We start from the raw sequence: 26,329 nt of genomic DNA, 5'->3' as shown, positions 1-26,329 counted from the left end.
AAACCGGTTTCCGAAGTATGGTAAATAAGTTTAGTTTTTATGAGGAAAACAATATGGGAGGTGAATGATACAAAAATAATAACTTTCATTATTTTTGTTGAAGAATTACAACCTGTAAGAAAACATTAGTCAAAAAAATAGGGGGAATCAAATTGAGAGGTTTGAAAAAATTAAGTGCAATAGGCTTGTCAACAGTTCTTGCATTTTCATTGGCAGCTTGTAGTGGAACCGAAAAGGAATCGTCTAATAGCGAAAAAGGCGGAGACAAACAAGAACAAATTACATTAAATTTTTGGACTTTTGGTGCTACTGGCTATGAAGACTTGGCGAAAGCATATGAAGAAGAAAACCCTAATGTGAAAATAAAAGTAAGAGCTGCTGAAACAGCAGAGCATCATGATGCATTATTTACGGCATTATCGGCTGGAAGCGGAGCTCCAGATATTACGATGTTAGAGATTGATCAATTAGATCGTTTTAAAGTAGCACAAGACCAATTTGAAAACCTCTATGATCTTGGTGCAAAAGATATTAAAGATCAATACCTGGATTGGAAATGGAACACAGGGGAGAATAATGCTGGGGATTTCTTAATCGGCTTACCAACAGATATTGGTCCTAAAGCTTTATACTATCGTACAGATGTATTTGAAGCAGCTGGTTTACCAACTGAACCTGAAGAAGTAACTAATTTAATCAGTACTCCAAAAGCATTTGAAGAAGCGGGTATAAAGGTGAAGGAAAAGACAGGAAAACCATTCGTAGATAGTATAGAAATGGCATTCAGAGCTTACTTAGATGCAGCTCAAGAAACCTTCCTTAATCCTGAGGGTGAATTACTACTAGAGCAAGATGAAAATGCTGTTAAAGCAGCATATGATTACGCTGTCCATTTAAATGAGCTTGGAATTGTTGGGAAATTTGAAATGTGGTCACCGGAGTGGGCAAATGCTGTGAATAAAGGTGAATTTGCAGCTGAATTAGGAGCTGGTTGGTTAAAAGGTTGGATGGAAGGTAATGCACCGGAAGCTGTTGGCAAATGGAGAGTAGCTACTTTACCAACTGAATTTGCTGCAAACTGGGGCGGTTCTTTTATCTCCATTCCAAAGGAAACTAAAAATGCTGATGAAGCTTATAAATTCGCAGAATGGTTAATCTCTCCAGACAATCAATTGAAATCATTCCAAACAAAAGGATTATTCCCATCTGCACCAGCTGTTTATGATATGGATGCCTTCAAAAACAATGAAGATGAATTCTTTGGAGGACAATCGACAGCACCAGTATTTGCAAAAGCTGCCCAAGACATTAATGGAGCAGTTTATAAAGGAGAGAAATACTTCCCACTTTATCAGGAAGTGTTGAATGCCTTGAAGAATGTTCAATCTAAAGGAGCAGATCCAGAAAAAGAATGGACATCGGCAGTTAAACGTGCAAAAGATTTATTAAATCGCTAGATAAAAAGATTACTAGATATGAAGGTGGATGAGGGGTTAATGAGCTCCAATTCCACCTTTGATAGGGATGAGGTGAGTACATGAATACTGTAAGTAATAAGGAAAAGGTAAGAAAAAAAAGGTACATGTCTGAACAGAAAAAAGATATGGCTTCAGGCTATTTATATATAGCCCCTTTCTTTATTATTTTTGCTATTATTGGGTTATATCCAGCATTATTTAGTATTTATTTAGGGTTTCAAAAATGGAACGGATTAAGTCCTATGACATTTGTTGGCTTAGCTAATTTTAAAATAGTCTTAACCGATCCTCTTTTTTGGAAATCAGTTTACAATACAATCGTCATGGGAATCATGGGTACCGCCCCACAATTACTGTTCGGAATCATTTTTGCCTATTTATTGAATCTTGCATTTCTTAAGTTTAAGAACTTCTTTAGAGTAACGATTTTTATGCCGTATATTACTTCCATGGTAGCTGTAGCTCTTATTTTCAGTGTGTTGTTTAGTGATCATGAATCTTCTTTAGCCAACTATGTGTTAAGTTTGGCGGGTCTAGATCCTGTGAACTGGAGCAGCTCTGAATGGGGAACGAAAATTGCCATATCGATTATGGTGTTTTGGAGATGGGTAGGGTATAACACCATTATTTATCTTGCTGGTATTCAAAGTATTCCAAATGATTTGTATGAAGCTGCAACGATTGACGGAGCAAATAAATTTCAGCAGCTTATGTACATTACCATACCGATGCTTAAGCCATTTATCATCTTAACTGTATTCACATCGACTGTAGGGGCTTTGCAGTTATTTTCTGAACCAACTATCTTTTTAGGAACTAGTGCTTTCACAAGAGACGAAGGCATGACTATTGTGATGTATTTATATCGGGATGCCTTTAAATTACAATCTTTTGGAACAGCGTCAGCTACAGCTATTATATTATTAGTATTGATAACTGTTTTTGCTGCCATAAATACTTTCTTAACCTCAGGTATTGGCAGGAAGAAAAGAGGTGGAAACTAGTGAATAAATCGGAGAAGGGAAAAAAACCGTCCATTAGCAGAATCCTTGCTTATGTACTATTATCCATTGCATCGCTACTTTCGTTGTTTCCGTTTTATTGGATGTTTGTAATGGCAACAAGCCCTAGTTCTGCTTACAATTCCATTCCACCAACGGTTACACCAGGGAGCTTGTTAATAGAAAATTTTAAAAAGGTCTTGGATAAAATCGATTTCTTTCAAGCAATGTGGAACTCATTCATTGTTTGTTCCATTGTCACCATTGTGGTTTTATTTATTAGTTCATTAGCTGGGTTTGCCTTTTCGAAGTTTAAGTTTCGAGGTAAAAATGTACTTTTTACAGCTATTCTCTTAACGATGATTATACCGCCGCAATTAGGGTTAATCCCACAGTATTTCTTGATTTCTAAGGCAGGATTACTTGATACATTACCAGGTGTGATGGTATTGTTCTTCCTTAATCCTCTGGGGATTTTCCTGATGAGACAATATATTAGTCAATCTGTACCGGATGAGTTAATTGAAGCAGCAAAATTAGATGGGTGCTCCAACTTTAAAATTTATCGTAGTATTGTGCTTCCAATTATACTTCCGGCATTTGCAACTTTAGGGATAATTGTCTTCTCAGCTGCATGGGGCGAGTTTTTATGGCAATTTACTGTTTTAAGAGATCCAGAGATGTATACGATTCAAGTTGCTTTAGCCCAGTTAAGTAATACACAATATGCAGATTTTGGCATGATCTTATCAGGTGTTTTTTGGGCAACTGTACCACTTTTGATTATTTTCCTATTGTTTAACCGTTTATTTATATCAAGTATTACTGAAGGCTCTGTGAAATAAAGTAACGTGAAATAGAAGGGATTAGAGATGAATTTAACAATTAAAGATATAGCGCAAATGGCAGGTGTTTCCCCAGGTACTGTTTCAAAAGTCATCAACAACTATGAAGGCATTAGTGAGAAAACAAAGAAACAAGTAATGGATGTCATTAACCAAAAGGGTTATGAACCCAACTTTTCTGCAAGATCACTGGCAACAAAAAAGTCAAACCTAATCGGACTGATCTATGCTGGGAAGATTAATGTTGAAATGACACATCCTTATTTTAATGAGGTTATATCAGCTTTCAAAAAGAATATTGGTCTACTAGGTTATGATATTATCATGTTTTCAAATGAACGCTTTCAAACGGGGCATGGCAGCTATTTAGCAAGATGTCGACATTTTCATGTCGATGGCTGTATAGTGATTGCGGGTGAGGAAGTGGAAGAGGCTATCTATGATGTGGCAAAGGAAGGAATTCCGTGTATTGGGATTGATATTGAGTTAAAAGGTCCAAAATCTAGTTACATCATGACAGATAACGTGGATTTATCGAGAAAAGTGATCGAATTTTTTTATTTACATTCTGTAAGAAAGATTGGTTATATAGGCGGCAAATGGGATTCAGCTATTTCTCGTTATCGGAAACAAGGTTTCTATGAAGCCATGCAACAATTTGGTCTTGAAATACGCGGAGAATGGATTCAGTATGGTGACTTTCATGAAGAAAGCGGATATGAAGCGATGAAGAAAATACTTCGATGCAAAGAGTATCCTGAAGCTGTTTTTGCCACATCTGACTTGATGGCGTTGGGTGCTCTAAGAGCGATAAAGGAAGAGGGACTTAGTGTTCCACAAGATATTCAAATTGTCGGGTGTGATGACATTGTAGCTTGCCGCTATAGCGAGCCGAAACTTACGACAGTAAAGCAGGATAAAGAAAAATTCGGGAAATTATCAGCTTATATGTTGAATGATTTGATAAATGGAGAAACACAATTAAAGCCAGTATTGATTGACTCAGAATTAATCATTAGGGAGTCGTGTGGAACGAAAAGGGTTGATAGGAGGTAATTGTGTGAATTACTACGCTGTTTTTGATGTTGGAGGTTCTTCTATTAAATATGCCCTTATGGATGAGGTAGGATTATTTATTGAAAAGTCCTCTGCTCCTACACCTGAGACTAGTCTTGAACTGTTTGTAGATACGGTAGAATCCATCGTGAAGAATTTTCAAAAAAGGTATGCATTAAAAGGTATCGCTATAAGTTTGCCTGGTGCAGTGAATGTAGAAACAGGACATATTGGTGGAGTCACAGCACTTCCGTATATCCATGGACCGAGTATAAAGGAACTTGTTCAGGAACGGACACATATACGTGTTGAAATTGAAAATGATGCTAATTGCGCTGGATTAGCAGAAGGATGGATTGGTGCTGCAAAGGATGTACAGGATTATATTTGTATTGTGATTGGCACCGGTATCGGAGGCGCGTTAGTTCTTGATAAAAAAATCCGGCATGGTAAGAATCGATTTGCTGGAGAATTTGGTTATATGATCATGGAGGATTATTTCGAAGAGCCAATAGGGAAAACATGGAGTACTTTAGCTGCAATCGGTGGATTGATCAACCAAGTGGCAAAACGAGAAGGAATGGATCCGAATTCCCTTACCGGCAAAACTGTGTTTGAATTGGCCGAAGATGGTAATAAAGAAATACGAGATGAAATAGAAAAATTTGTGAAGCGATTAGCAGTAGGGATTTATAATTTACAGTATGTAATTGATCCGGAGAAAATCTTGATAGGTGGAGCCATCAGTACTCGAGAAGGTTTCATTGATCAGATTAATGAAACCTTAAATCAAATGAAACACAATAAGGATAGCTTAACCATCCAAGTAGAAAGATGTCAGTTTGGTAACGATTCTAATTTAATCGGTGCTTTGTATCACTTCTTACAGAGACAATCGATGAATGTGAAAAGATAGGAGGATGAAAACAGTGATACATCAAACGCTTAAACCGTTTCCAAAGGATTTCTTATGGGGAGCAGCCTCTGCAGCCTATCAAGTGGAGGGTGCTTGGGATGAGGATGGAAAAGGTGCTTCAAACTGGGATAAGTTTGTTCGTATACCCGGTAAGACCTTTAAAGGGACAACCGGTGATGTTGCAGTAGACCACTACCATCGTTATAAGGAAGATGTTCGTTTGATGGCGGAAATGGGTATGAAAACCTATCGTTTCTCTGTTGCTTGGACACGTATTTTCCCCAATGGTAGAGGAGAAATCAATCAAAAAGGCTTGGAATTTTATGATCACTTAATCAATGAATTAAAGGTAAATAAGATTGAGCCGATTTTGACATTGTATCACTGGGATTTACCACAGGCACTTCAGGATGAATATGGAGGCTGGGAGTCTAGGAGAATTATAGAGGACTTCACGAATTATAGTGTTGAACTATTTAAACACTTTGGTGACCGTGTGAAATATTGGGTTAGCTTAAATGAACAAAATATTTTCACGAACCATGGCTACCATTTGGCGACACATCCACCAGGTATTAAAGATGAGAAGTTATTTTATCAAGTCAATCACCATGCGAATCTTGCGAATGCTAGTGTGATTAAGGAATTCCATAAATATATTCCCGATGGAAAAATTGGCCCAAGCTTTGCCTACTCACCTTCCTATGCCGCATCTTCTAGTCCAAAAGATATTATGGCAGCTGAAAATGCCGAAGAGCTCAATAGTCATTGGTGGATGGATACGTATGTATGGGGCAAGTATCCAGAAGTAGCATGGAATTACTTAGAGGAAAAAGGACTAGCTCCTTTAATTGAAAAAGGCGATTTTGATTTATTAAAAGAAGGTAAGCCAGACTTTATTGGTTTAAATTATTATCAGACAACAACTTTTGAAGAGAATCCCTTAGAAGGCGGTATTGGTTCATCGGAAATGAATACAACCGGTAAAAAAGGAACATCCAAGGATTCTGGAATACCAGGACTGTATAAAACAATTGCCAATCCAAACTTGGAAAGAACGAATTGGGATTGGAATATCGATCCTCAAGGGTTAAGAATTGCTCTACGTAGAATGACTAATCGTTACGGACTCCCTATTTTGATAAGTGAAAATGGGTTGGGGGAATATGACAAGTTAGATGCGGATGGAGTAGTTCAAGATGATTATCGGATTGAATATCTGCGTTCCCATATAATCGCCATTCAGGAGGCAATTTCCGACGGAGTAGATGTAATGGGTTATTGTGTCTGGTCCTTCACTGATTTGTTAAGTTGGCTAAACGGCTTCCAAAAACGCTATGGGTTAGTTTATGTAAATCAGCATGAAGAGGGTGTACATGATCTCCGTCGCATAAAGAAGAACAGCTATTATTGGTACAAAAAAGTCATCGAATCGAATGGCACCTCCTTGTAGTTGATGAAAATAGTAAGTAAAGTTACACAAATAATTTAACGACTTCTAAGATCTGAGTTCGGTATTCTACTGGATTTAGGTCTTTTAATTTTGCCTTCATTCGTTTGTGGTTTTAATACTCGATATATTCATCTAGTTTTCCTTGGGATTAATAAGATTACTTTCAAGAGAATCGCTTTAAAAAAAACAAAAAATGATGTCGAAAAATTGGGAAATTAGTCTTGACTAAAGAAATATTCTAAACTAGTATTAATACAATAATCAGAAAATACTTTTATTTCCGAATATTATATTAAATAAATTAAATAGGAGGATTAAATGAAACACAAAGTAGTAGAAGAAAACGTTTTGCTTAAAGAGGCACTTGACCTTAAGGATAATTTAATACAATGGCGTAGACATCTTCATGTGAATCCGGAACTATCATTTGAAGAATATGAAACTTCAAAGTTTGTTTTGGAAAATTTAAAAGAACTTGGTTTAGAAATTCAAGCACCAGTGGCGAAAACTGGAATAGTTGCTCTTCTACAAGGTACTCATCCAGGTCCGACTGTTGCTTTAAGAGCAGATATGGATGCACTTCCTATACAAGATGAAAAAAATGTTTTATACGCCTCGTCTGTTCCTGGGGTTGCACATTTATGTGGACATGACGCTCATACAGCCATTTTGTTGGGAGCAGCCAAATTACTAAGTAAACATAGACCCCAAAAAGGGAATATCAAATTTATATTTCAGCCAGCAGAGGAAGGTTTAGCAGGGGCCCTACATATGGTTCAGGAAGGGGTGCTTAACAATCCTGATGTAGATGTTATTGCCGGTTTGCATGTACATCCTACAGCAAACACAGGGTATATAACTGTTGCGAAAGATGTCGCAATGGCATGTGCGGATTCCTTTGACATAGAAGTGATTGGAGAGGGGGGGCATGCGGCTCATCCACATATGTCGATCGACTCGATAACGGTAGCAGCCGAAGTTATCTCTTCGTTACAGCAAATTGTGAGCCGATCAATCGACCCTCTAAAACCAGCTGTTTTGACAATAGGTAAAATAGAAGGTGGCTTTAAAAGAAATGTTATTGCACCGTCCGTCCGATTGGAAGGCACAGTTAGAGTCTTAGATCCTTCGTTAAGAGAGGTCATTTCTCAAAGAATGGAAAGATATATTAAAGGTGTCTGTGAAGGGATGGGGGCTAGTTATAAATTTGATTATCAATTTGGCTATCCTTCCGTTAAAAATGACAATACATTGATCCCATTATTAGATTCAGTTGCTGAGAAAATATTGGGCGCCAGTACGCTTTCAATTGTGAATCCGAGCATGGGGGGAGAGGATTTTGCTTACTATGCTGAGAAAGTGCCAGGTATTTTCTTTAGATTGGGTACTTACAATGAAACAAAAGATTGTATCTATCCAAATCACCATCCAAAATTTGATATTGATGAAGATGCACTGCCGTATGGCTCTGCTTTATTGGCCCAATTCGCTCTTGATTACATAGAGAATAATTCAACCGAACAATAAGTATTTGATTCATGAAAAATATATAGATAAAGGGGTATGAGTATGAGGAAATGGGTAGGGTTAGCTAGTTCTATACTTTTGACAGTGGGCTTGTTGGCAGCCTGTAATGGAGAGGAATCTTCCACTTCGACGCCAAAAAAAGAGGATGATAGAACATTAACGATTGCAATGGGAACGGACATGGTAACATTTGACGTTCATAATCATGTAAATACTTCCACAGAAGCAATTCACGTGAATATGTTTAACTATTTGTTTAAACGAGATAACGAAACTGGAGAGATTTTACCAGACTTAGCAGAAGGTTATGAAAAAATAGATGATAAGACTTGGGAAGTGAAACTAAAAGAAGGCGTTACTTTCCATAACGGCGAAACTTTAGATTCTGAGGATGTTAAATTCTCACTTGAACGTGTTGCACATGATTCAACACTTCTTGATCACATTAACTATAACTCTATTAAAGAGGTACAAGTTATTGATGAACTTACAATCCGTATTATTACAAATGAACCAGATCCAGCTTTGCTAAATAGAATTTCAAGAATTGCATCTAGTATCCTTCCTTCCGAATATATTGAAGAAAATGGAATGGATTATTTCTTGGAAAATCCAGTTGGGACAGGACCATTTAAGTTTTCCAAATGGGTACGCGACGATAGAATTGTCCTAGAAGTATATGATGATTATTTTGAAGGAAAAAATGAAGAATGGGACGAAGTGGTGTTCCGTGTAATCCCGGAAAACTCTACACGTGTCTCTGAGCTACTAACAGGTGGAGTTGATATTGCAACAAACATGCCTCCAAGTGAGTGGAAACGTATTGAGGATAACGATGGCACCCATTTATCACAAGGAACTTCTAACCGGACAATGATGATATTTTTGCGTTCAACTGAAGGATATCCAACTTCTGATCCTCGAGTTAGAGAAGCTTTGGACTTGGCAATTGATAACAAGGCAATAACGGATAATTTATTAAATGGCGCAGGAATACCTACCATTACACGAGTAGCGCCAGGAAACTTTGGTTTTGCTGAAGATCTTTATGACACCTATAACTATGATGTAGAAAAAGCAAAAAAATTATTGGCAGAAGCAGGCTATCCTGATGGCTTTGAAATGACCTTCCATTCTCCAAAAGGACGTTATTTACAGGATGCTGAAATAGCTGAGATGGTTGCCGGAATGTGGACTGCGATTGGGGTAAAAGCAAATGTAGAATTCATGGAGTGGAGTAGTTTCGTTGAACTTCGTAATTCAGGCAAAAATAAGGATGCTTATTTACTAGCTTTGGGTAACTCTATGTTTGATGCTGCGAATGCATTAGATTGGTATAACTACGAAAGATTTAAAGGACAAATTGATTATTACAATGAAGAAGTAGAGGGATTATTGGCAGCTGCTGCTCAAAATATGGACCCAGAAGAAAGAGCACAGCAATATATTAAAGCACAACATTTATTAGCTGAAGACACAGCTCACATTGTTTTACATCAAGAATCTATTAACGTAGGTGTGAGTGATGCAATTGATTATACTCCTACAATGGATGAAATAATTTACGTGGATTCCATTAATAAAAAGTAGGTACGGTTATCGGTAGGGAGAGCTTGCTCTTCCTTCCTTTACTATTTGGTTGTGTAAAAAAATAGTAGGTTACAATAAATCATTTCAAAATATGTGTGAGGTGACAATTGATGAACAATTACTTTGTAAGGCGAATACTACAAATAATACCTGTTTTATTAATCATTTCATTTATTGTCTTTTCACTAGTCTTTATCGCGGGAGACCCAGTTGCATTAATGCTCCCTGATGACGCATCCCAGGAAGATGTGGAGCTATTAAGAGAATCCTTAGGTTTAAACGAAGCCTTTATCGTTCAATACACTACATACCTTATGAACCTTGTACAAGGTGACTTTGGAGAATCCTACCGTTATGGTCAGGACGCTATGGAAATCGTCCTTGAGCGTCTCCCCGCAACACTTGAACTAGGTATCGCAGCGCTTATAATCGCAATTGTTGTATCGATTCCACTTGGTATTTGGTCTGCTACAAAACAAAACTCTAGTCTAGACTTAGTGGCGACGGGTGCGGCTGTCATAGGAAAAGCAATGCCGAACTTTTGGTTGGGTATCATGTTGATTTTATTGTTTTCTGTCACTTTAAGTTTCTTCCCGGTTTCAGGAAGAGGGACGCTGTTACATTTGGTTCTCCCTTCCATAACTCTTGCTACTGGGATAGCTGCGGAAATGACACGACTCATCCGGTCTAGCATGATTGAAACCTTGAATCAGGATTACGTACGGACAGCGAAGAGTAAAGGTTTAAAGGATAGAATCGTAGTTTATAAGCATGCTTTCCGAAATTCACTTATTCCTGTCATAACCATTACTGCATTACAAACCTCCACTTTGGTTGGGGGGACATTGATTACTGAAACTGTCTTTTCATGGCCGGGTTTAGGTCAATTATTAATACAGGCTGTAAATACGCGTGATATGGCAATTGTTCAAGCCAGTGTATTTGTCATTGCAACACTCGTAATTCTTATGAATCTAGTAGCAGATATTCTTTACCGACTATTAGATCCACGGATTAAATATAGCTAGGGGGAAGTTAAGTTGACCCAATCACAGACAATAAGCATGACACAAAACAAACCCTCTTCTTTTAAAAGGTGGAGTAGATTATTACTTAGAAGTAAGACAGGCACAGTAGGATTCTTTATCGTTTTCTTTGTTTTCTTAGTGGCCATTTTTGCACCACTACTAGCACCACATGATCCCGCTGCTATTAATGCGGCTAATATGCTAAAGCCTCCTTTCTGGATGGAAGGTGGTAGTACTGCAAATCTATTGGGAACGGATAACCTTGGTAGGGATATTCTTAGTCGGATTATCTATGGTTCTCAAATTTCCTTATTAGTAGGTATTACCTCTGTCGTTGTTGCGGGAATTATCGGTGTTACTATTGGTTTGATAGCAGGGTATTATGGTGGTTTTATCGACAATGTGTTAATGCGCCTTGTAGATTCCTTCCTAGCAATACCAACTATTCTTTTTGCGCTAGTAATACTTAGTGTTTTTGGACCAAGTGTTATTACTCTTATTTTCGTTCTGGGTGCTACGAATTGGGTAAACTATGCACGGCTTGTACGTGGCGAAGTGCTAACTATAAAGGAACGTGATTTTGTAAGAGCTGCCCGTTCAATTGGAGTAAAAAACAATAAGATAATTATTCGTCATTTACTACCGAATGTTATTTCCTCTTTTATCGTAATTTCTACGTTAAGTGTGGCAACAACGATCATTCTTGAAGCATCACTTAGCTTTTTGGGGCTTGGTGTTCAACCACCGACTGTTTCATGGGGGTCTATTTTGAGTGATGGAAGAGATTATTTAGCCACAAGTTGGTGGCTTGCGACTTTTCCGGGTCTAGCCATTACAGTAACAGTTCTAGGAATAATATTCTTGGGTGATTGGTTAAGAGATGTTCTAGATCCTCGCTCTATCAAAAAATAATCTTAAGGAGGAATCCCTAATGGCGGAAGAAGTACTGAATGTAAAAAACCTCAAAACTTATTTCCATACTGAAAATGGGATTGTTCCCTCAGTCGATGACGTTTCAATTAGGATAAAAAAAGGAGAGACATTAGCTATAGTAGGTGAATCGGGATCAGGGAAAAGCGTGACGTCCCTATCCATTATGCGTTTAATTGACTCTCCTGGAAAAATTCAGGATGGACAGATTTTGTTTAAAGGAAGAGACATTGTTCCTATCTCGATGAAAGAGATGCGTAACCTTCGTGGTAATGAGATTGCGATGATTTTCCAAGAGCCTCTTACTTCTTTGAATCCAGTTTTCACCATAGGAAATCAAATGGCAGAATCCATTATGTTACACCAAAAGAAGGGTAAGAAAGAAGCACGAAAGCTCAGTATTGAAATGCTGAAAAAAGTAGGAATACCAAGAGCGGAAAAAGTAATTGATTCATTTCCACATTCATTAAGTGGAGGTATGAGACAACGTGTAATGATTGCAATGGCACTCTCCTGTAATCCTGAATTATTGATTGCAGATGAGCCAACTACTGCTCTTGATGTAACAATCCAGGCTCAAATTCTTAAATTAATGAAGGGGTTAATTACGGAGTTTGATACTTCTATTTTGTTAATCACCCATGACCTAGGTGTAGTGGCTGAAATGGCAGACCGTGTAGTTGTTATGTATGCAGGTCAAGTAGTGGAGGAAACGGATGTATTTACATTATTTAGAGAACCTAAACACCCGTATACGAAAGGGCTGATGGACAGTACGCCTAAGATCCATGAATTAAAAGATGAATTAACCTCAATACCTGGAACTGTTCCAAATCCGTTAAATTATCCAAAAGGTTGTCGTTTTATGGATCGCTGTCCATATGCTATGCAAAAGTGTGCGGAAGCTCAACCAAAACTTGAAGAAATTTTGACAGATCACAAGGTCAGATGCTGGCTTCATGAAGAAAAGGTGGTTGATTTGTATGAAACAAAATCATTTGCTGGAAGTTAGAGGATTGAAAAAAGCATTTGATATATCTGAAGGTTTCTTAAAAAGAAAAAAACAGTTTCTTTATGCAGTCGATGGCTTGGACTTTTATGTGGACGAAGGAGAAACGCTTGGTATAGTAGGTGAATCAGGATGTGGAAAGTCAACTACAGGAAACTTGATTGGTCATTTACTTGATGCAACGGAAGGAGAAATTCTTTTTGAAGGAGAAGATTTGACTAAGCTAAAAGGAGAGGCTTTAAGAAAGAAACGAGCAGATATCCAAATGGTTTTTCAGGATCCTTTCTCTTCTTTAAATCCACGTATGCGAGTTTTTGATTTGATAGCCGAACCGTTGAGAACTCATAAATCTTTCAATAAAAAAGAACTCTCTGAACGAGTAATGGAACTGATGGACCTAGTTGGCTTGAACCGTTCTTATGTCAATCGATATCCACATGAATTTAGCGGGGGACAGAGACAAAGGATCGGAATTGCCCGTGCTATTTCCTTAAATCCAAAGTTGATCGTATGTGATGAACCAGTTTCTGCGCTGGATGTATCAATTCAATCCCAAATATTAAACTTACTATCTAAATTACAAAAGGAACTAAATCTAACTTTCATTTTTATCGGACATGGATTACCAGCTGTAAAGCATATCAGCGACAGAATTGCTGTGATGTATCTTGGTAAAATAGTGGAGCTGACGACAAAAGAAAAGTTGTTTCTACATCCGATGCATCCTTATACAGAAGGTCTATTGTCCGCTGTGCCAGTTCCGGATCCTCTTCAACGAAACATTGAGGGAAGACAACTTCTGGAAGGTGATATCCCGAGTCCAGTCAATCCACCACCTGGGTGCAATTTCCATACGAGATGCCCTTATGCTCAGCAAATATGCAGTAAAAACGAACCTGTATTTGAGGAGAAATCACCAGGTCAATTTGTAGCATGTCATTTTCCTCTTAAGGATGGAAAAGGAATTATCAATGAAGAGAAAGTGATGGTAGATACTCATGGACTATCTTAAAAAAAAACTTGAACCAATGCTTAACCTCATTGAAAAATTGGTGAACATCGATAGTGGTTCAACAAATAAAGTTGGAGTCGATAAGATTGGAAAAATACTTATAGAAGAATATAAACAAATGGATTTTACTATAGAAGTTAAAGAAAATAAAGAATTTGGGAATAATATCCTAATTAAGCATAAAGAAGCTATGAAGCCTGAAATTCTGCTTATTGCTCATATGGATACTGTATTTCCGATTGGAACAGCAGCAGAAAGGCCGTTTACTATTAAAAATGGCCTTGCCTTTGGTCCAGGAGTGGCTGATATGAAAGCAAGTCAGGTTACATTATTGTATGCTATGAAATATTTGTACGAGAAAAAAGATGCGGCAATGAAAAACGTCATCATTATATTAAATAGTGATGAGGAAATAGGTTCACCTACTTCAAGGGAGCTCATTGAGGAAATTTCAAAAAATGTTAAATATGCATTGGTTATGGAACCTGCCCGTAAAGATGGATCGATTGTGTCCTCGAGAAGAGGGGGAGGCAGGTATACGTTGCATGTACACGGAAGATCTGCACATTCAGGAGTAGCTCCAGAAGAAGGCAGAAGCGCTATTGAGGAACTTGCGTATAAAACGATAAAACTTAATCATTTAACTGACCACGAACAAGGAATATCAGTAAGTGTAGGCATAGTTGAAGGTGGAGACGCGGTAAATATGATACCAGATAGCGCCACTGGATATGTGGATGTACGCGTCGAGAGTGATGAGCAAAGTTTAGAAATCGCAAAGAAAATCGAAAGTATTTGTTCAGTACCAGATGTACCAGGGACAACTATTGACTTAGAAGGCGGAATTACTCGCCCACCAATGGAACCTGATGAAAAGAACCAGAAATTACTAGAGATAGTTAAGGAAGTCGGGAATTCCTTTGGCTTGATAGTAACGGATTCTCATACGGGTGGAGGATCAGATGCATCATTTCCCTCTCACCTTGGCGTAGCAACTATAGATGGTGTAGGACCGATTGGCGGAAAACTGCACAATGAAGGTGAATACCTTGAAATAGACTCACTGACTGAAAGGTGTTTTCTGTTAGCCGAAACAGTATCTAAACTATCAGAAAGCAATTAGCAAATAATCATGTTTAAATTTATGTACACAATGCAAAATCTCTATTAGTATACGATCTACAAAGATTAATCGGATTAGAACTATTTACTAAATTACATAGTGGTGCGTAAACCTAAAGAAAAATAAACCTTGCAACCTTAGAGCGAGTGTTACTTGTAGAACCTAACTTGCTTTATAATTACTACACAACATGTGATAGTAGAGAAAGATGATACTTAGCGAGATGAGCAAGACACTACAAGCACCGCGTGGAGGCAACATATTATCATCCCACGGAAATCAACCATCTATAGTTCGTTTTTATGTATATAATTCATTAAAAGCCGAGGAGGATTTATTCGCTCGGCTTTTTAGATTTTTAAGGCTATGTTTAAGGCTAGGGTTGTTTTTTCGTGAATCGATTTAGTTTGTGAAATGTTACACTTAAACTAACGGGGCAGGTTTAGTTGAAGAAGGAAAGATCTAAAGAACAATATAGAATCAAGAATAGTAGGAGGTAAAACATGGCTAATGAATTAAAGGGACCAATAGATTTTGTTAATATCAAAGGACAAAAACTGCATGTCAATATTATTGGTGACGGAGAAGCTATCGTCTTCCTTCATGGTGGTCCTGGAAGTGAGCATCGTTTTTTTCTTCCTCACGTTTTACCATTAGCCCAAAAGTTCAAACTTGTTTTATATGATCAAAGGGGTTGCGGTAAATCAGAACACGCTAAAAGTAATACATACTCCATGATGGATGAAGTAAAGACATTAGAATTATTGCGCAAAGAATTGAAGTTGGAAAAAATGAACCTTTTCGGAGAGTCTTGGGGTTCTATGCTTGCCTTGCTTTATGCAACTACCTACCCGGAAAGAGTTAATAAAATACTTCTAACAGCTGCTATAGGAGTTTCGGCAAAAGGATATAAAAGCTTTGAAAAAGAACTTTTGAAAAAAATCTCCTTGAAGGATAAAATAAATCTTTTTAAGGCAGATAGAAAAATGAAAAAAGGTTCTGGATCCTATGAAGATATTTTAAATATTTTAGACCCATACTACGTATTTTCAGTCGATACATTAAAAAGGAAAGAGAAGTCCAGTATGAATAGTTATGTCAATCAATTAATAGGAGAAGATATTGAAAAGAACTATGACTTAAAAAGCGAAATCTATAAATTATCTGAAATACCAATTCTAGTCGCACAGGGAAGTCATGATATTATTACACCTGCAAAAATTAAACAGTTATTAATAAAGTACGTACCACATGCAAAATTAATTGAAATTGAAAATTGCGGTCATTGGACTGTTGTAGAAAAGCCAGACAAAATGAATACGATAGCAGAAAATTTTTTCAGCCCCAGCTTGTTCAACTAACGGTTGCTTTAGCAGAACAATGATAAACAACTACAAAGGAGTGAGCATATGATTTATGCCTTTATATACATAGGATGGCTTTTAATGCCTATCTTGTGCATTATATTTTGTTTGAATTTGGTTTCTATATTGAAAAAGGTAAAACACGAAGAAAAAACTACGGTCAATACAGTTTGGCTTACAATATCGTTTACTCTTATTATGTGGAGCATTGCAATGACAGCAGCAGCAGGCATTAATTAAGCTAACGGGTGCTTTACTTCAAGATGGAGTAGAGCCTTTTTTCTTATCGAAACAATGACGGAGTTTAGTTGAAGAAGGAATTCGAATATAAAATAAAGAATAAGTAATAATTAAAAAATGGAGATTGTTAAGAGGGAGATGTAATGAAAAAATCATTATTCATTTTTATATTGATGTTACTTACTTTTACGACTGGGTGCAGTTCTACCACTCCGACTAATCCTTACACTGGGCGTGTTTTGAACATTGGTATCATTGGAAATTCACCTACTATAATAGAAAATAAGACAGTAAATTTTGTTCCGATTACTTTTGAAGATTTATCTAACGACAATTATAAAAACTATGATGCTGTCTTTATCATGAAAGAACAATTAGCAGAAGCCTCTAACGATAATTATTCAAAAATTTATGCTGAATTACAGAAACCAATAATATTCATTGGAACCGATTCATTGACCCCCTTCATCTCGGATGCTATTGACTATCGTCCAAAGGATTTTCAAGAAGGATTGTTGTATTCAGTTGGGTTAATTGAAGGAACTGAATATGGCTTTGGATTATATAACGATAAAGAAAATGAAGCAATGATAAAACTTTTTTATTCTGACCTTTTTAGATTGATAGAGTAAAACAGGTAAAGTTAAAGGGAATTTCCTTCTTCCACTAACGGGTGCTTAGTAAAATGAAGAGCTGGTAGTACAGCTCTCATTTCTTGTTCAACTAAAGACGCAGTTTAGTTGAACAAAGAAATCTATTGGGGATAGTAGAATGAATACTAAAGACAACAATATACGCTCCATAAAAATTAGAAATTTAAGAATAGATGACTATGAAGTTGTTTTAAATTGGAGTAAGGATGACATTTTTGTTCAGCGAATGGCTGGGAGAAAAATAGAAGTGAAGAAGAATTGTATAGATAGTGGCTTCATCGTATAAGTAATGAATCTGAAGACTTTGTTCGAATGGGAATAGAATTGAAAGAAAGGTTAGTTGGGTATGCAGATTTAGCCTGTATTAAAGATAATGCAGCTGAATTAGGTATTGCAATTGGTGAGAGTACATTATGGGGAAAAGGAATTGGGACTAATTCTATTCTATGTATGATGGATTACGCTTCTATAAACTTAGGAATTACAATTTTTAATGCAGAAACCCACGAAGAGAATATTCGCTCCAGAAAAATGCTTGAGAAAATAGGATTTATAGAGATAAGCAGGATTGGCAATGAAGAATACTTAGGAACGGAAAACCAACTAATACAATATAGATATAAATAAATATACTTCTATTTCTTATTGAACTAACGGGTGTTTTGCAAAATATGACCATCTTTTCGATGGTCCATTTTTATGTCCAAAATATTAGGTTGATCCTAAATATGCATTGTGAAATGTTACACTTAAACTACGGAGCAGGTTAGTTGAACAAGGAAAGAAGAAAATAAAAGGAGGAAGTGATGGAAACTAAAATGTTGTATTATAAAATATTCGAAAAGAAAGTAGAACCTGTCGATTATGTTAATTGGGTTACCCAAATGTCAGAAAATAGTGATACATCTACATCACTAAATATACTTTCTTCCCTAAGTGAAACTCTAAATATTTTTGAGGTAGAAGATTATTTTCATAGGGCAGTAAGAGAATTAAGTATGGAAGAACCCACACAGGATGAGTGTTCTAAGTATTACTTCTGGTATTTGCTAAAACAAATAATAGATAATGAATCTATTGCAATTAACTATGCATATGAAATTTACCAAGTAGTTCGTGAAGAATTTGTTAGCGAAGAATTAAATGTATGGTATGAGATCAGTGAAATGATAGACGACTATCGATATGGTGATAATGTAGAGGGAATTACAAGAGAATCTCTAATTACAACCATTGTAAAAGAAGCGGAAAAACAATTAAATTGTAACTTCTTATTGAACTAACGCGTGCTTTAGCAAAATATGATCATTATATAAAATTTTATTATGGTAAATGACAAGGAGTTTGGATAAGTATTATGGACAATAGTTCATTAAGATTTGCAATAGAAAATGAAAAGTTTGATGAAGCAGAAATCATTTTAGAAGAAATTAGCAGAAGTAAGGACATTCAAGCAATTCCTTTACTTATTGAATATTTACAAAGAACTGAAAATCCTTTATTAAGAAACTCTATTGCTTTAACGTTAAGTGATATTGGGAACGAAGAAGTGGTACAACCGTTAATAGATGTTATTAATGACCCAAAAACTTTAGGTTATAGAGGAACACTATTATACGCACTAGAACCATTCGATTGTTCAGCACATTTAGAAACACTAATTTACCATTTGATAAATGGAAACTTTGAAGTACAAGCACAAGCATATCAATTGATAGAATCAATTAAAGGTGAAATATCAGATGAAGTTTTATTGAACTGTATTATAGAGGTAAAAGAAGAGTTAAATGATAAAGAAAGACAAATTGAGATATTATCAGATACGATAGAAACTTTGTGTACTTTTAAGAAAAAATAATTAAGCCTTGTTTCACTATTGGTGCTTACATAAAGAAAGTAGAAATGCTTTGGTGTCTTCTATTTCTTATTCAACTAACGCGTGCTTTAATAAAAAGGAAATAAAATAAAATGAGCTTGGAGAAAATATCCCAGCTCATTTTTTGTGTCTTACATCTACCTTTAACATAGCCATTTTTAATAAAGCTTCCCTTGTCTATACAGCACAGTAGATAAGCGAATAACCGCATGGATATAGCAATTTTGGCGAAGTGGTAAAGGATCTCCAAAATATAATGGCAGTAATGTATCCATCGTATTTTTCATTTTCGCTAGAAGCTGGTTGTACACTTCTTCCTCTGAGTAAAACTGTGTTTCTCGTCCCTGAAGCCATTCTAAATAAGAAACAATTACCCCACCGGCATTTGCTAAAATGTCTGGGATGATGATGACGCCTTTTTTGCTCAAGTAGTCGTCTGCCTCCTTAGTAGTTGGGGCATTCGCTCCTTCTACGATAATTCGAGCCTTAATATCAGCTTTATTGGAGTCATTCAATTGATTTTCTAGCGCTGCAAGGAATAAAACGTCTACATCCATTGTAAGAATTTCTTCTCTGCTTAATATAGACGCGGTGACCCCTATTTCTTTTAGCTGCTCCTCTGAAGTGGGAAGGTCGCCTTTGTTCTCGGATGAAAATTGTGCAAGTGTCTGAATATCCAGCCCATCTGAGTTATATAGAGTGACATTACGATCACTTATTGCAACGACCTTGTTTTGAAGATGTGTACAGCGAGCAGCCTCAAGCGCTGTAACTGATCCAACATTACCGAATCCTTGCACCGCAATTGTTAAAGGGCGGTTGGAATATTCCAGTGCCGTTTTGGCAAAAGGGTTTTCAGAGCTTTCTAATGTTTGCGCATGTTCCTTTACATAATTACTTAACATGTAGCGGAAGGTGAAGTAAACTCCCTTGCCAGTAGCCTCTCTACGGCCTAAAGATCCACCATTTGCAATACTTTTTCCTGTAAAACTGCCCAAGTATGGTTGCCCTTGGTTAATCTTTTTGTACTCTGCCATCATCCAATCCATCTCTCGTTCACCGGATCCAACGTCTGGTGCTGGAATGTCACGATCAGGACCAAGGACATCGTTAAAATAGCGCACATATTTTATGCAAATACGATGTAATTCCTTGTCGGTAAAGTTTTTAGGATTGATGACGATTCCGCCTTTTCCTCCACCGAAGGGTACATTATGAAGTGCATTTTTTAGCGTCATTAGAAATGCCAAATTAATAACCTCTAACTCATTAACCGACTCATGAAAACGAATACCACCCTTATACGGACCAAGGGCATCATTATGATGCACACGATAAGAGGGAATCCGAACAATTTCTCCGCTTTCCAGCGGAACACGCAGGAAAGACTTATGTATCTGATTAGGTGTAGATAGAATTGCATTCAATGAATTAAATGCCTTTGTCCGCATCTCTCCTTGTAAATCAGGCAAAAAGGTCTCGTTCTCCAATAATGCATTTAGCGACTGCTTTACAATTGATATTGTTTGTTCTTCCACTTATTTCAGCACCTCCGTAAATATAGTTCATCGGAGTTAGTTATACCCTAAACTGCTGGGAAAAAACGTAGGGAAGTTCATTAAATTTTGATAAATTCATATCCGAATGGACAAGACAAAAGGGACTTAAACAACGCTTAGATGCAGTACAACAAATTATTGAATATTCAAGGACAATCAGACCTATTAGCGAAAGCAACGCAAGCAGTGTTAAAAGCGAAAGGAAGGTGAATACTACTTCATTATATCCACCAAGTTTATTAGAAAGGGTGATTCATTTGACTAAATCTTATATGTTAAATGAGTTTGAATACACGTTATCAAACTATCGAATGAAATATAATTCAAGTTTCCACGAAAACCGTAGTAAACCTTTTACAGAAGAATGGCTCGGTTACATATGTTCGATATGTGATGTCACTAAAAAGGATAGCATATCGAGAGTTCTGGGTAGAGCGCATGTAACAAGTTTGAAGAAAGTAAGTGATTTAAGAAGGAATGGCCAATTTGAAAATTATTAACGAAAGGGTTTAGACCTTTATCATATGCAATTATATGGGCAGACTGCAGACAAAGTCAAAAAATTTGAAATTGTCTATAGTATTTTTAATTTTAAAATCATTTATCCAGTAAAACACCTTTATTTCAATACTGGCGGTCCATGTATTAAATATGTTGATTTCTGATTAGAAAATTTGGAAACCCAAAAAGAGATTGGCTACCTTGCAGCAGCCAATCTCTTTTATTCGCTAATTCCCAAACGGTATTTCATTTTCATACTCTATTTTATATTCTTGGATTAGATTATTTTTTTCATCATTATTATTAATTAAAATGTCCCCATACACGGGTACTAAGGTATACCAATTTTCTTCTTGCAGATACTTTGTAACAAATAAATATAATTGTCCCTCTTTAAGTAGTGGATCATTTTCTACTAATATTAATTCTTCTTTTGTGTATCCACCTTGTTGATTCACTATTATGGTTTCTTCAAGATCACCTTTAATGTTATCTGTAACTTCTACTTCAAATTGAGTTTCGGGGATACCACCCAATGATTTAGTACCAGATTGTTTTATAACTTTTCCAATGAATACATTGTCTGCCCAACCAATAAGGCGAGGAGTGTCCGACAAATCAAAGCTACTGCTGTATTCCATTGTTTTTATTATAGGATTTTCCGGTACTGAGTCATTTGTAAAGTAACTTGAAGTAAAAATACCTATTGCTAATGAAGCTACTATCGCTGGTGCAATTATAAAAGAGCGCTTAAATTTAGGTTTACCTCTTTCTGATTTCACTTTTGAAATTCCTAATTTACTTCTTTCACTAATTTCTTTTGGTATTTCTATTTTACTCATTTCTTGTTTAATTTTATTGCTCATATATATGATCTCCTTCCAAATTTTTTCGAAGTTTATTTAAGGCTCTATACAAAATAGTCTTTGTTGTACCTAAAGGAATTTCCAAAGTTTTAGATACTTCTTTTATAGTTAAATCATTATAGAACCTTAAAATAATTACACTTTTTTCGTCTTCATTTAAACATTCGATTAACTCATTTAACGTTATTTCTTCAAATATATCTTCGTTAAAATCTCCTGCTATAAAGTTTTCAAATTCGGAATTTAGAGGAAGAATATTTTTCTGTTTTCTAAGTAAATCAAGTGCACAGTTTATCGCAATTCTTATCAACCAAGTTTTAAAATATTTAGGTTCTTTTAGATTTTTTATTGATTTAAAGGACTGATATGCTGTTTCTTGAACAACATCAAGGGCATCATTTTGATTTTTCACATATACAAAAGCTACTCTGTAAATGTCATTTTCATACTTTTGAAATAATGTCAAAAATGCGTTGTCATTACCTTTTTGAGCTTTATTCACTAAATTTAAAATTTAAAACACCTCCTTATTTTCTATCAACTATTAGACGGTCTAGAACTCCATTTGGCTTTAATTTCAAGCGGAAATATGGTTTCAAACGTTATTCAGCAGCTATACATATGAACACTTATTGAAGGGCAAACTAAGAGAAACTATATCAGTGTGCATTATATTTTATAATTCACTTGTTTAGAGTAGAAATTAATGAAAATGAGTTTACTTTAATTTTCAATAAATTCACAATATATTTAATTCATTTTTAGAAAGTTTACAATACCTTTACATTCAGTTAATAAAGGGTTAAAAAATTAACATTATGATGGAAAGTAGATAGAAGTCTATAACTCTTGGAGGTTTCCCATGTTATTTAAGAAAACGATCGTTTCTCTTGTTATTCCCTTGGCGATTCTTACTGGCTGTGGAAGTGATGATACAGAACACTCAAGTGGCGATAAGCAAACTATCTCTATATCAGGATCTACTTCGGTCGGACCTTTGGCAGAGAAGTTAGCGGTGAAATATGAAGAAACAGAATCGGTCAATATAGAGGTCAATCAGATCGGATCATCTGCGGGTATTACGAATGCAACAAACGGTGTTTCTGAAATAGGAATGAGTTCTCGTGATTTAAAGGAAGAGGAAGCTGCACAATTAGAGGAAATTATCATTGCCTATGATGGGATTGTAATTGTTACACATCCATCGAATAAGGTTCAGGATTTAACGATGGAGCAGGTGAAGCAAATCTTCACTGGTGAAGTGACGAACTGGAAGCAGCTTGGCGGAGAGGATTTAGAAATTGTGGTAGTATCGCGTGAGGATGGCTCAGGCTCCCGTGATGCCTTTCAGGAAATTGTCGGCTATTCCTCCGGTGAATTGATTCGAAATGCGATTGTCGCAAGTGGGAATGGAAATATAAAGACTACTGTGGCGACTAACAAGCACGCAGTTGGATTTATATCCTTCGAGTATATTGATGAAACGATTTACCCGATGAAGATAAACGGAGTAGAGCCGACTGCTCAAAACGTGTTAGACAACAAATACAGTCTTTCAAGACCATTTTTGTTCGTATACAAAGATGGTGATTTAACGCAAGGAGGACAGAAATTTATCGATTATATTTTAGGCTCTAATGGACAGGAAATAGTTTCCGAAGCGGGTGCTATCCCTATTCTGCAATAAACAACATATGTTGAATTTACAAAATGGGAGGAAACTTGCGTGACTACACCACCATTCGAAAAGCAAACTGAAATAGAAAAAGCAAATAAACGTAAGTATTTTTTAGAAGGTTTATCTGCAAAGGTTTTCCTTGCTTGTGCATTATTATCTGTAGTGAGTTTAGCCTTAATTGTAGGCTTTGTGTTTTATAAGGGCTCTTATCCGTTTATAGCAGAGGGCTACAGCTTTATAGATTTTATATTCGGCACAGACTGGGTTCCGAGCGAGGATAAATTCGGTATTTTTCCAATGATCGTAGCATCTCTATTCGCTACACTTGGTGCACTAATTATTGGAGTTCCGATTGGTTTATTTACAGCCATCTTCCTAGCGGAAATTGCACCTAAGAGATTAGCCAAGCTCATTTCTCCGGCTATTCAGCTTCTTGCTGGTATTCCATCTGTTTTATACGGTGTATTCGGACTCGCGATTATCGTTCCTTTATTACAGGACAATTTTGGTCTTGCGAGAGGGCAAAGCTTACTAGCTGTTATTCTAGTGCTCGCTATTATGATGCTTCCTACTATTGTTACTGTGGCAGAGACATCGATAAGAGCGGTTCCCAAATCTTACACAGAAGGCTCTTTAGCTCTAGGGGTTTCACATATTGGGACCATTTTTAAAGTAATCGTTCCTGCTGCAAAGTCCGGGATTATGGCGGCAATCGTCCTTGGTTTAGGACGAGCTATCGGGGAGACAATGGCAGTTATATTGGTTGCTGGAAACAGTCTGATTATCCCTACAAGTCTTACAGACAGTGTTCGTCCGCTAACTACGAATATTGCATTGGAGATGGGATATGCGTTTGGTACTCATCAGGAAATGCTATTCGCAACTGGGATAGTGTTATTCTCCTTTATTCTCATCTTAAATTTCGTACTAGCTAGAATCACAGCAAGGGGAGGCAACTAATATGAACAAGGTAAAGGACAATATTCTCCGAGGTCTCTTATGGTTTTCGGCCTTTATATCTGTTGCCATTCTAGTTGTAATTGTCGGCTACATATTCTACAAAGGCTTTCGATTGATCAATTTAGAGTTTATCTTCGGTGATTACTCGCCAACTGGTGGAGGAGGCATTTGGCCTATGATCGTCACCACTGTTTATTCAATTTTAATATCGTTGGCTATCGCTACACCAATAGGGATTTTGGCTGCAGTGTACTTACATGAGTATGCGAAACAAGGTCGACTAGTGAAAATAATTCGTTATGCGACTGAGAGCTTAACAGGGATTCCTTCTATTATATATGGACTGTTCGGAGCGGTGTTTTTTGTTGCAACCTTGAAGCTGGGTATGTCTATCATCGCGGCATCATTAACCTTAACCATTATCGTATTACCGGTTATTATTCGAACAACTGAAGAAGCGTTAAAGACAGTGCCTAATACTTATAGAGAGGGATCTTTGGCACTTGGGACAACCAAGCTACAGACTCTTTATAAAATTATTTTACCGAGTGCAATGCCGGGAATTCTTTCGGGAATTATACTATCCATTGGGCGGATAGTGGGCGAATCGGCAGCTATTTTCTTAACAGCTGGTACAGTGGCTGCCATGCCAGAAAGTATTTTTTCTTCTGCTCGTACACTAACGGTGCATTCTTATTTAGTTACTCAGGAGACAGGAAATATTGAACTGGCGGCGGCCATTGGTATTGTGTTAATCGTGATCATCTTAATACTTAACTTATCTGCTACGTATATATCCAAGAAATTCAATAAGGCAAATCATTAAACGAAGGAGACCAACATGAAGAAATTACTTTTTAAATCTACCTCTGAGAGCTTTGGGTCAACGACTACTACTGAGCATTCGAAAATCAATGTGTATGATCTCAATTTATTTTACGGGGAGAAGCAAGCATTGTACGGTGTTTCCCTAGGTATTCAGGAAAAAGAAGTAACAGCATTGATTGGCCCTTCTGGTTGTGGGAAATCAACCTTTCTACGTACGTTAAACCGTATGAATGATTTAATCGATGGAGTTAAAATCACTGGAAAAATTGTAATTGATGAAGAGGATATATATGCAAGTCAGGATGTTATAAAGCTTCGTACGAAAGTGGGAATGGTTTTTCAAAAGCCTAACCTGTTCCCAATGAGTATATATGACAATGTTGCTTACGGTCCACGTATGCAGGGCATTAAAAACAAGAAGGCTTTAAACGAAATTGTAGAAGAAAGTCTTCGTGGCGCTGCCATCTGGGATGAGGTGAAGGACCGCCTAAAAACCTCTGCCCTTGGTCTTTCTGGTGGTCAGCAACAGCGTGTTTGTATCGCTCGTGCTATTGCAATGAAGCCAGATGTTATATTAATGGACGAACCGACTTCTGCCCTTGACCCAATCTCAACATTGAAGGTAGAAGAGCTTATCACCCAAATGAAAAAAGACTACACGATTGTCATCGTAACACACAATATGCAGCAGGCTGCCAGAATCTCCGATAAAACAGCATTCTTCTTAAATGGAGAAGTAATTGAGTACGATAAAACAGACGTTATCTTTTCAACACCGAATGATTCAAGAACAGAAGATTATATAACTGGACGTTTCGGATAACAAGATGGGAGAC

General features: G+C 36.7%; 27 protein-coding genes and 1 pseudogene. 24 read left to right on the top strand and 4 right to left on the bottom strand.

The genetic code is table 11. The features are described from left to right. Positions 1–152 precede the first annotated feature (152 nt). The 6 genes from H9650_RS03760 to H9650_RS03735 all read left to right on the top strand — a co-directional run bounded on the left by H9650_RS03760 (position 153) and on the right by H9650_RS03735 (position 6,749). Positions 153–1,457: an ABC transporter substrate-binding protein gene (locus H9650_RS03760; protein WP_191696597.1), complete on the top strand. Its 1,305-nt coding sequence runs from the start codon at positions 153–155 to the stop codon at positions 1,455–1,457. Between the two features lie 80 nt (positions 1,458–1,537). Further along, positions 1,538–2,482, top strand: a complete 945-nt coding sequence (locus H9650_RS03755; protein WP_154311389.1) for a carbohydrate ABC transporter permease — start codon at positions 1,538–1,540, stop codon at positions 2,480–2,482. Continuing rightward, positions 2,482–3,324 carry a carbohydrate ABC transporter permease gene (locus H9650_RS03750; protein WP_191696596.1) on the top strand — a complete coding sequence of 281 codons (843 nt, stop codon included), beginning with the start codon at positions 2,482–2,484 and terminating at the stop codon, positions 3,322–3,324. Before H9650_RS03755 ends, H9650_RS03750 begins: the two co-directional genes overlap by 1 nt. A 27-nt stretch (positions 3,325–3,351) precedes the next feature. Continuing rightward, entirely contained in the window at positions 3,352–4,380 is a 1,029-nt protein-coding gene (locus H9650_RS03745; protein WP_144537260.1) for a LacI family DNA-binding transcriptional regulator, read from the top strand. A 4-nt stretch (positions 4,381–4,384) separates the two neighbouring features. Continuing rightward, positions 4,385–5,296 (top strand): ROK family protein, encoded by a 912-nt coding sequence (locus H9650_RS03740; protein WP_151111153.1) that lies wholly within the window; start codon positions 4,385–4,387, stop codon positions 5,294–5,296. Positions 5,297–5,309: 13 nt separating this feature from the next. Beyond that, positions 5,310–6,749 carry a glycoside hydrolase family 1 protein gene (locus H9650_RS03735; RefSeq protein ID WP_144537264.1) on the top strand — a complete coding sequence of 480 codons (1,440 nt, stop codon included), beginning with the start codon at positions 5,310–5,312 and terminating at the stop codon, positions 6,747–6,749. A 22-nt stretch (positions 6,750–6,771) separates the two neighbouring features. Here H9650_RS03735 and H9650_RS20750 read toward each other — a convergent pair. Further along, positions 6,772–6,855 (bottom strand): annotated as a pseudogene (locus H9650_RS20750) (hypothetical protein); the annotation flags it as partial. 212 nt (positions 6,856–7,067) lie between these two features. On the opposite strand from H9650_RS20750, the gene H9650_RS03730 reads away from it, so the two are divergent. The 14 genes from H9650_RS03730 (at position 7,068) to H9650_RS03670 (ending at position 19,083) form a co-directional block, all read left to right on the top strand. Then, positions 7,068–8,276, top strand: a complete 1,209-nt coding sequence (locus H9650_RS03730) for a M20 metallopeptidase family protein (RefSeq protein ID WP_191696595.1) — start codon at positions 7,068–7,070, stop codon at positions 8,274–8,276. A 42-nt stretch (positions 8,277–8,318) separates the two neighbouring features. Next, complete coding sequence (locus tag H9650_RS03725; RefSeq protein ID WP_144537268.1) at positions 8,319–9,866, top strand: ABC transporter substrate-binding protein; 1,548 nt, start codon at positions 8,319–8,321, stop codon at positions 9,864–9,866. 110 nt (positions 9,867–9,976) lie between these two features. Then, positions 9,977–10,894, top strand: coding sequence for an ABC transporter permease (locus tag H9650_RS03720; RefSeq protein WP_191696594.1), 918 nt, complete (start codon positions 9,977–9,979; stop codon positions 10,892–10,894). Between the two features lie 36 nt (positions 10,895–10,930). Continuing rightward, the gene (locus H9650_RS03715) at positions 10,931–11,806 is read left to right on the top strand and encodes an ABC transporter permease (protein ID WP_144538221.1); all 876 of its coding nucleotides are present in this window, start codon (positions 10,931–10,933) and stop codon (positions 11,804–11,806) included. 19 nt (positions 11,807–11,825) lie between these two features. Next, positions 11,826–12,836 carry an ABC transporter ATP-binding protein gene (locus H9650_RS03710; protein WP_154311385.1) on the top strand — a complete coding sequence of 337 codons (1,011 nt, stop codon included), beginning with the start codon at positions 11,826–11,828 and terminating at the stop codon, positions 12,834–12,836. After that, on the top strand, positions 12,808–13,845 hold the full coding sequence (locus tag H9650_RS03705; protein WP_191696593.1) for an ABC transporter ATP-binding protein: 1,038 nt from the start codon (positions 12,808–12,810) through the stop codon (positions 13,843–13,845). Before H9650_RS03710 ends, H9650_RS03705 begins: the two co-directional genes overlap by 29 nt. After that, positions 13,832–14,968 carry a M20 family metallopeptidase gene (locus H9650_RS03700; protein ID WP_191696592.1) on the top strand — a complete coding sequence of 379 codons (1,137 nt, stop codon included), beginning with the start codon at positions 13,832–13,834 and terminating at the stop codon, positions 14,966–14,968. Before H9650_RS03705 ends, H9650_RS03700 begins: the two co-directional genes overlap by 14 nt. A 503-nt stretch (positions 14,969–15,471) precedes the next feature. Continuing rightward, on the top strand, positions 15,472–16,329 hold the full coding sequence (locus H9650_RS03695; protein WP_191696591.1) for an alpha/beta fold hydrolase: 858 nt from the start codon (positions 15,472–15,474) through the stop codon (positions 16,327–16,329). 48 nt (positions 16,330–16,377) lie between these two features. After that, positions 16,378–16,572 carry a hypothetical protein gene (locus H9650_RS03690; protein WP_191696590.1) on the top strand — a complete coding sequence of 65 codons (195 nt, stop codon included), beginning with the start codon at positions 16,378–16,380 and terminating at the stop codon, positions 16,570–16,572. Positions 16,573–16,715: 143 nt separating this feature from the next. Further along, positions 16,716–17,204, top strand: coding sequence for a hypothetical protein (locus H9650_RS03685; RefSeq protein ID WP_191696589.1), 489 nt, complete (start codon positions 16,716–16,718; stop codon positions 17,202–17,204). Positions 17,205–17,343: 139 nt separating this feature from the next. Further along, positions 17,344–17,511: a hypothetical protein gene (locus H9650_RS20385; protein WP_225215883.1), complete on the top strand. Its 168-nt coding sequence runs from the start codon at positions 17,344–17,346 to the stop codon at positions 17,509–17,511. Between the two features lie 26 nt (positions 17,512–17,537). Continuing rightward, positions 17,538–17,852, top strand: coding sequence for a GNAT family N-acetyltransferase (locus H9650_RS20380; protein ID WP_225215882.1), 315 nt, complete (start codon positions 17,538–17,540; stop codon positions 17,850–17,852). Positions 17,853–18,031: 179 nt separating this feature from the next. Next, positions 18,032–18,508: a hypothetical protein gene (locus tag H9650_RS03675; RefSeq protein ID WP_191696588.1), complete on the top strand. Its 477-nt coding sequence runs from the start codon at positions 18,032–18,034 to the stop codon at positions 18,506–18,508. Between the two features lie 74 nt (positions 18,509–18,582). Next, positions 18,583–19,083, top strand: coding sequence for a HEAT repeat domain-containing protein (locus H9650_RS03670; RefSeq protein WP_191696587.1), 501 nt, complete (start codon positions 18,583–18,585; stop codon positions 19,081–19,083). Between the two features lie 176 nt (positions 19,084–19,259). Here H9650_RS03670 and H9650_RS03665 read toward each other — a convergent pair whose 3' ends face one another. From H9650_RS03665 to H9650_RS03655, 3 genes are all read right to left on the bottom strand, one after another. After that, the gene (locus H9650_RS03665; protein ID WP_191696586.1) at positions 19,260–20,639 is read right to left on the bottom strand and encodes a Glu/Leu/Phe/Val family dehydrogenase; all 1,380 of its coding nucleotides are present in this window, start codon (positions 20,637–20,639) and stop codon (positions 19,260–19,262) included. 749 nt (positions 20,640–21,388) lie between these two features. Then, positions 21,389–22,027 (bottom strand): hypothetical protein, encoded by a 639-nt coding sequence (locus H9650_RS03660; protein WP_144537285.1) that lies wholly within the window; start codon positions 22,025–22,027, stop codon positions 21,389–21,391. Then, positions 22,017–22,541: a sigma-70 family RNA polymerase sigma factor gene (locus H9650_RS03655; protein ID WP_191696704.1), complete on the bottom strand. Its 525-nt coding sequence runs from the start codon at positions 22,539–22,541 to the stop codon at positions 22,017–22,019. Before H9650_RS03655 ends, H9650_RS03660 begins: the two co-directional genes overlap by 11 nt. A gap of 348 nt (positions 22,542–22,889) precedes the next feature. On the opposite strand from H9650_RS03655, the gene H9650_RS03650 reads away from it, so the two are divergent. The 4 genes from H9650_RS03650 to pstB are packed head-to-tail and all read left to right on the top strand — an operon-like array spanning position 22,890 to position 26,316. Then, a complete protein-coding gene (locus H9650_RS03650; protein WP_144537289.1) occupies positions 22,890–23,714 on the top strand; it encodes a phosphate ABC transporter substrate-binding protein in 825 nt (274 codons plus the stop codon). A gap of 39 nt (positions 23,715–23,753) precedes the next feature. Beyond that, a complete protein-coding gene (gene pstC, locus H9650_RS03645; RefSeq protein ID WP_144537291.1) occupies positions 23,754–24,665 on the top strand; it encodes a phosphate ABC transporter permease subunit PstC in 912 nt (303 codons plus the stop codon). A gap of 1 nt (position 24,666) precedes the next feature. Next, positions 24,667–25,491 (top strand): phosphate ABC transporter permease PstA, encoded by an 825-nt coding sequence (gene pstA, locus H9650_RS03640; protein ID WP_144537293.1) that lies wholly within the window; start codon positions 24,667–24,669, stop codon positions 25,489–25,491. A gap of 15 nt (positions 25,492–25,506) precedes the next feature. Further along, positions 25,507–26,316 carry a phosphate ABC transporter ATP-binding protein PstB gene (gene pstB, locus H9650_RS03635; protein WP_151111126.1) on the top strand — a complete coding sequence of 270 codons (810 nt, stop codon included), beginning with the start codon at positions 25,507–25,509 and terminating at the stop codon, positions 26,314–26,316. Positions 26,317–26,329 lie beyond the last annotated feature (13 nt).

Origin of the sequence: Psychrobacillus faecigallinarum (assembly GCF_014836595.1) — a bacterium.
Classification (GTDB): Bacteria; Bacillota; Bacilli; order Bacillales_A; family Planococcaceae; genus Psychrobacillus; species Psychrobacillus faecigallinarum.
This window is presented reverse-complemented; position numbering and strand designations above follow the sequence as displayed.

Bases quoted from the DNA above. Each gene is read 5' to 3' on its own strand.
- H9650_RS03755 (WP_154311389.1), top strand. From the start codon at position 1,538: ATGAATACTGTAAGTAATAAGGAAAAGGTAAGAAAAAAAAGGTACATG.
- H9650_RS03745 (WP_144537260.1), top strand. From the start codon at position 3,352: ATGAATTTAACAATTAAAGATATAGCGCAAATGGCAGGTGTTTCCCCA.
- H9650_RS03730 (WP_191696595.1), top strand. From the start codon at position 7,068: ATGAAACACAAAGTAGTAGAAGAAAACGTTTTGCTTAAAGAGGCACTT.
- H9650_RS03725 (WP_144537268.1), top strand. From the start codon at position 8,319: ATGAGGAAATGGGTAGGGTTAGCTAGTTCTATACTTTTGACAGTGGGC.
- H9650_RS03720 (WP_191696594.1), top strand. From the start codon at position 9,977: ATGAACAATTACTTTGTAAGGCGAATACTACAAATAATACCTGTTTTA.
- H9650_RS03715 (WP_144538221.1), top strand. From the start codon at position 10,931: ATGACACAAAACAAACCCTCTTCTTTTAAAAGGTGGAGTAGATTATTA.
- H9650_RS03710 (WP_154311385.1), top strand. From the start codon at position 11,826: ATGGCGGAAGAAGTACTGAATGTAAAAAACCTCAAAACTTATTTCCAT.
- H9650_RS03705 (WP_191696593.1), top strand. From the start codon at position 12,808: ATGAAACAAAATCATTTGCTGGAAGTTAGAGGATTGAAAAAAGCATTT.
- H9650_RS03700 (WP_191696592.1), top strand. From the start codon at position 13,832: ATGGACTATCTTAAAAAAAAACTTGAACCAATGCTTAACCTCATTGAA.
- H9650_RS03695 (WP_191696591.1), top strand. From the start codon at position 15,472: ATGGCTAATGAATTAAAGGGACCAATAGATTTTGTTAATATCAAAGGA.
- H9650_RS03690 (WP_191696590.1), top strand. From the start codon at position 16,378: ATGATTTATGCCTTTATATACATAGGATGGCTTTTAATGCCTATCTTG.
- H9650_RS03685 (WP_191696589.1), top strand. From the start codon at position 16,716: ATGAAAAAATCATTATTCATTTTTATATTGATGTTACTTACTTTTACG.
- H9650_RS20385 (WP_225215883.1), top strand. From the start codon at position 17,344: ATGAATACTAAAGACAACAATATACGCTCCATAAAAATTAGAAATTTA.
- H9650_RS20380 (WP_225215882.1), top strand. From the start codon at position 17,538: ATGGGAATAGAATTGAAAGAAAGGTTAGTTGGGTATGCAGATTTAGCC.
- H9650_RS03675 (WP_191696588.1), top strand. From the start codon at position 18,032: ATGGAAACTAAAATGTTGTATTATAAAATATTCGAAAAGAAAGTAGAA.
- H9650_RS03670 (WP_191696587.1), top strand. From the start codon at position 18,583: ATGGACAATAGTTCATTAAGATTTGCAATAGAAAATGAAAAGTTTGAT.
- H9650_RS03660 (WP_144537285.1), bottom strand. From the start codon at position 22,027: ATGAGCAATAAAATTAAACAAGAAATGAGTAAAATAGAAATACCAAAA.
- H9650_RS03650 (WP_144537289.1), top strand. From the start codon at position 22,890: ATGTTATTTAAGAAAACGATCGTTTCTCTTGTTATTCCCTTGGCGATT.
- pstA (WP_144537293.1), top strand. From the start codon at position 24,667: ATGAACAAGGTAAAGGACAATATTCTCCGAGGTCTCTTATGGTTTTCG.
- pstB (WP_151111126.1), top strand. From the start codon at position 25,507: ATGAAGAAATTACTTTTTAAATCTACCTCTGAGAGCTTTGGGTCAACG.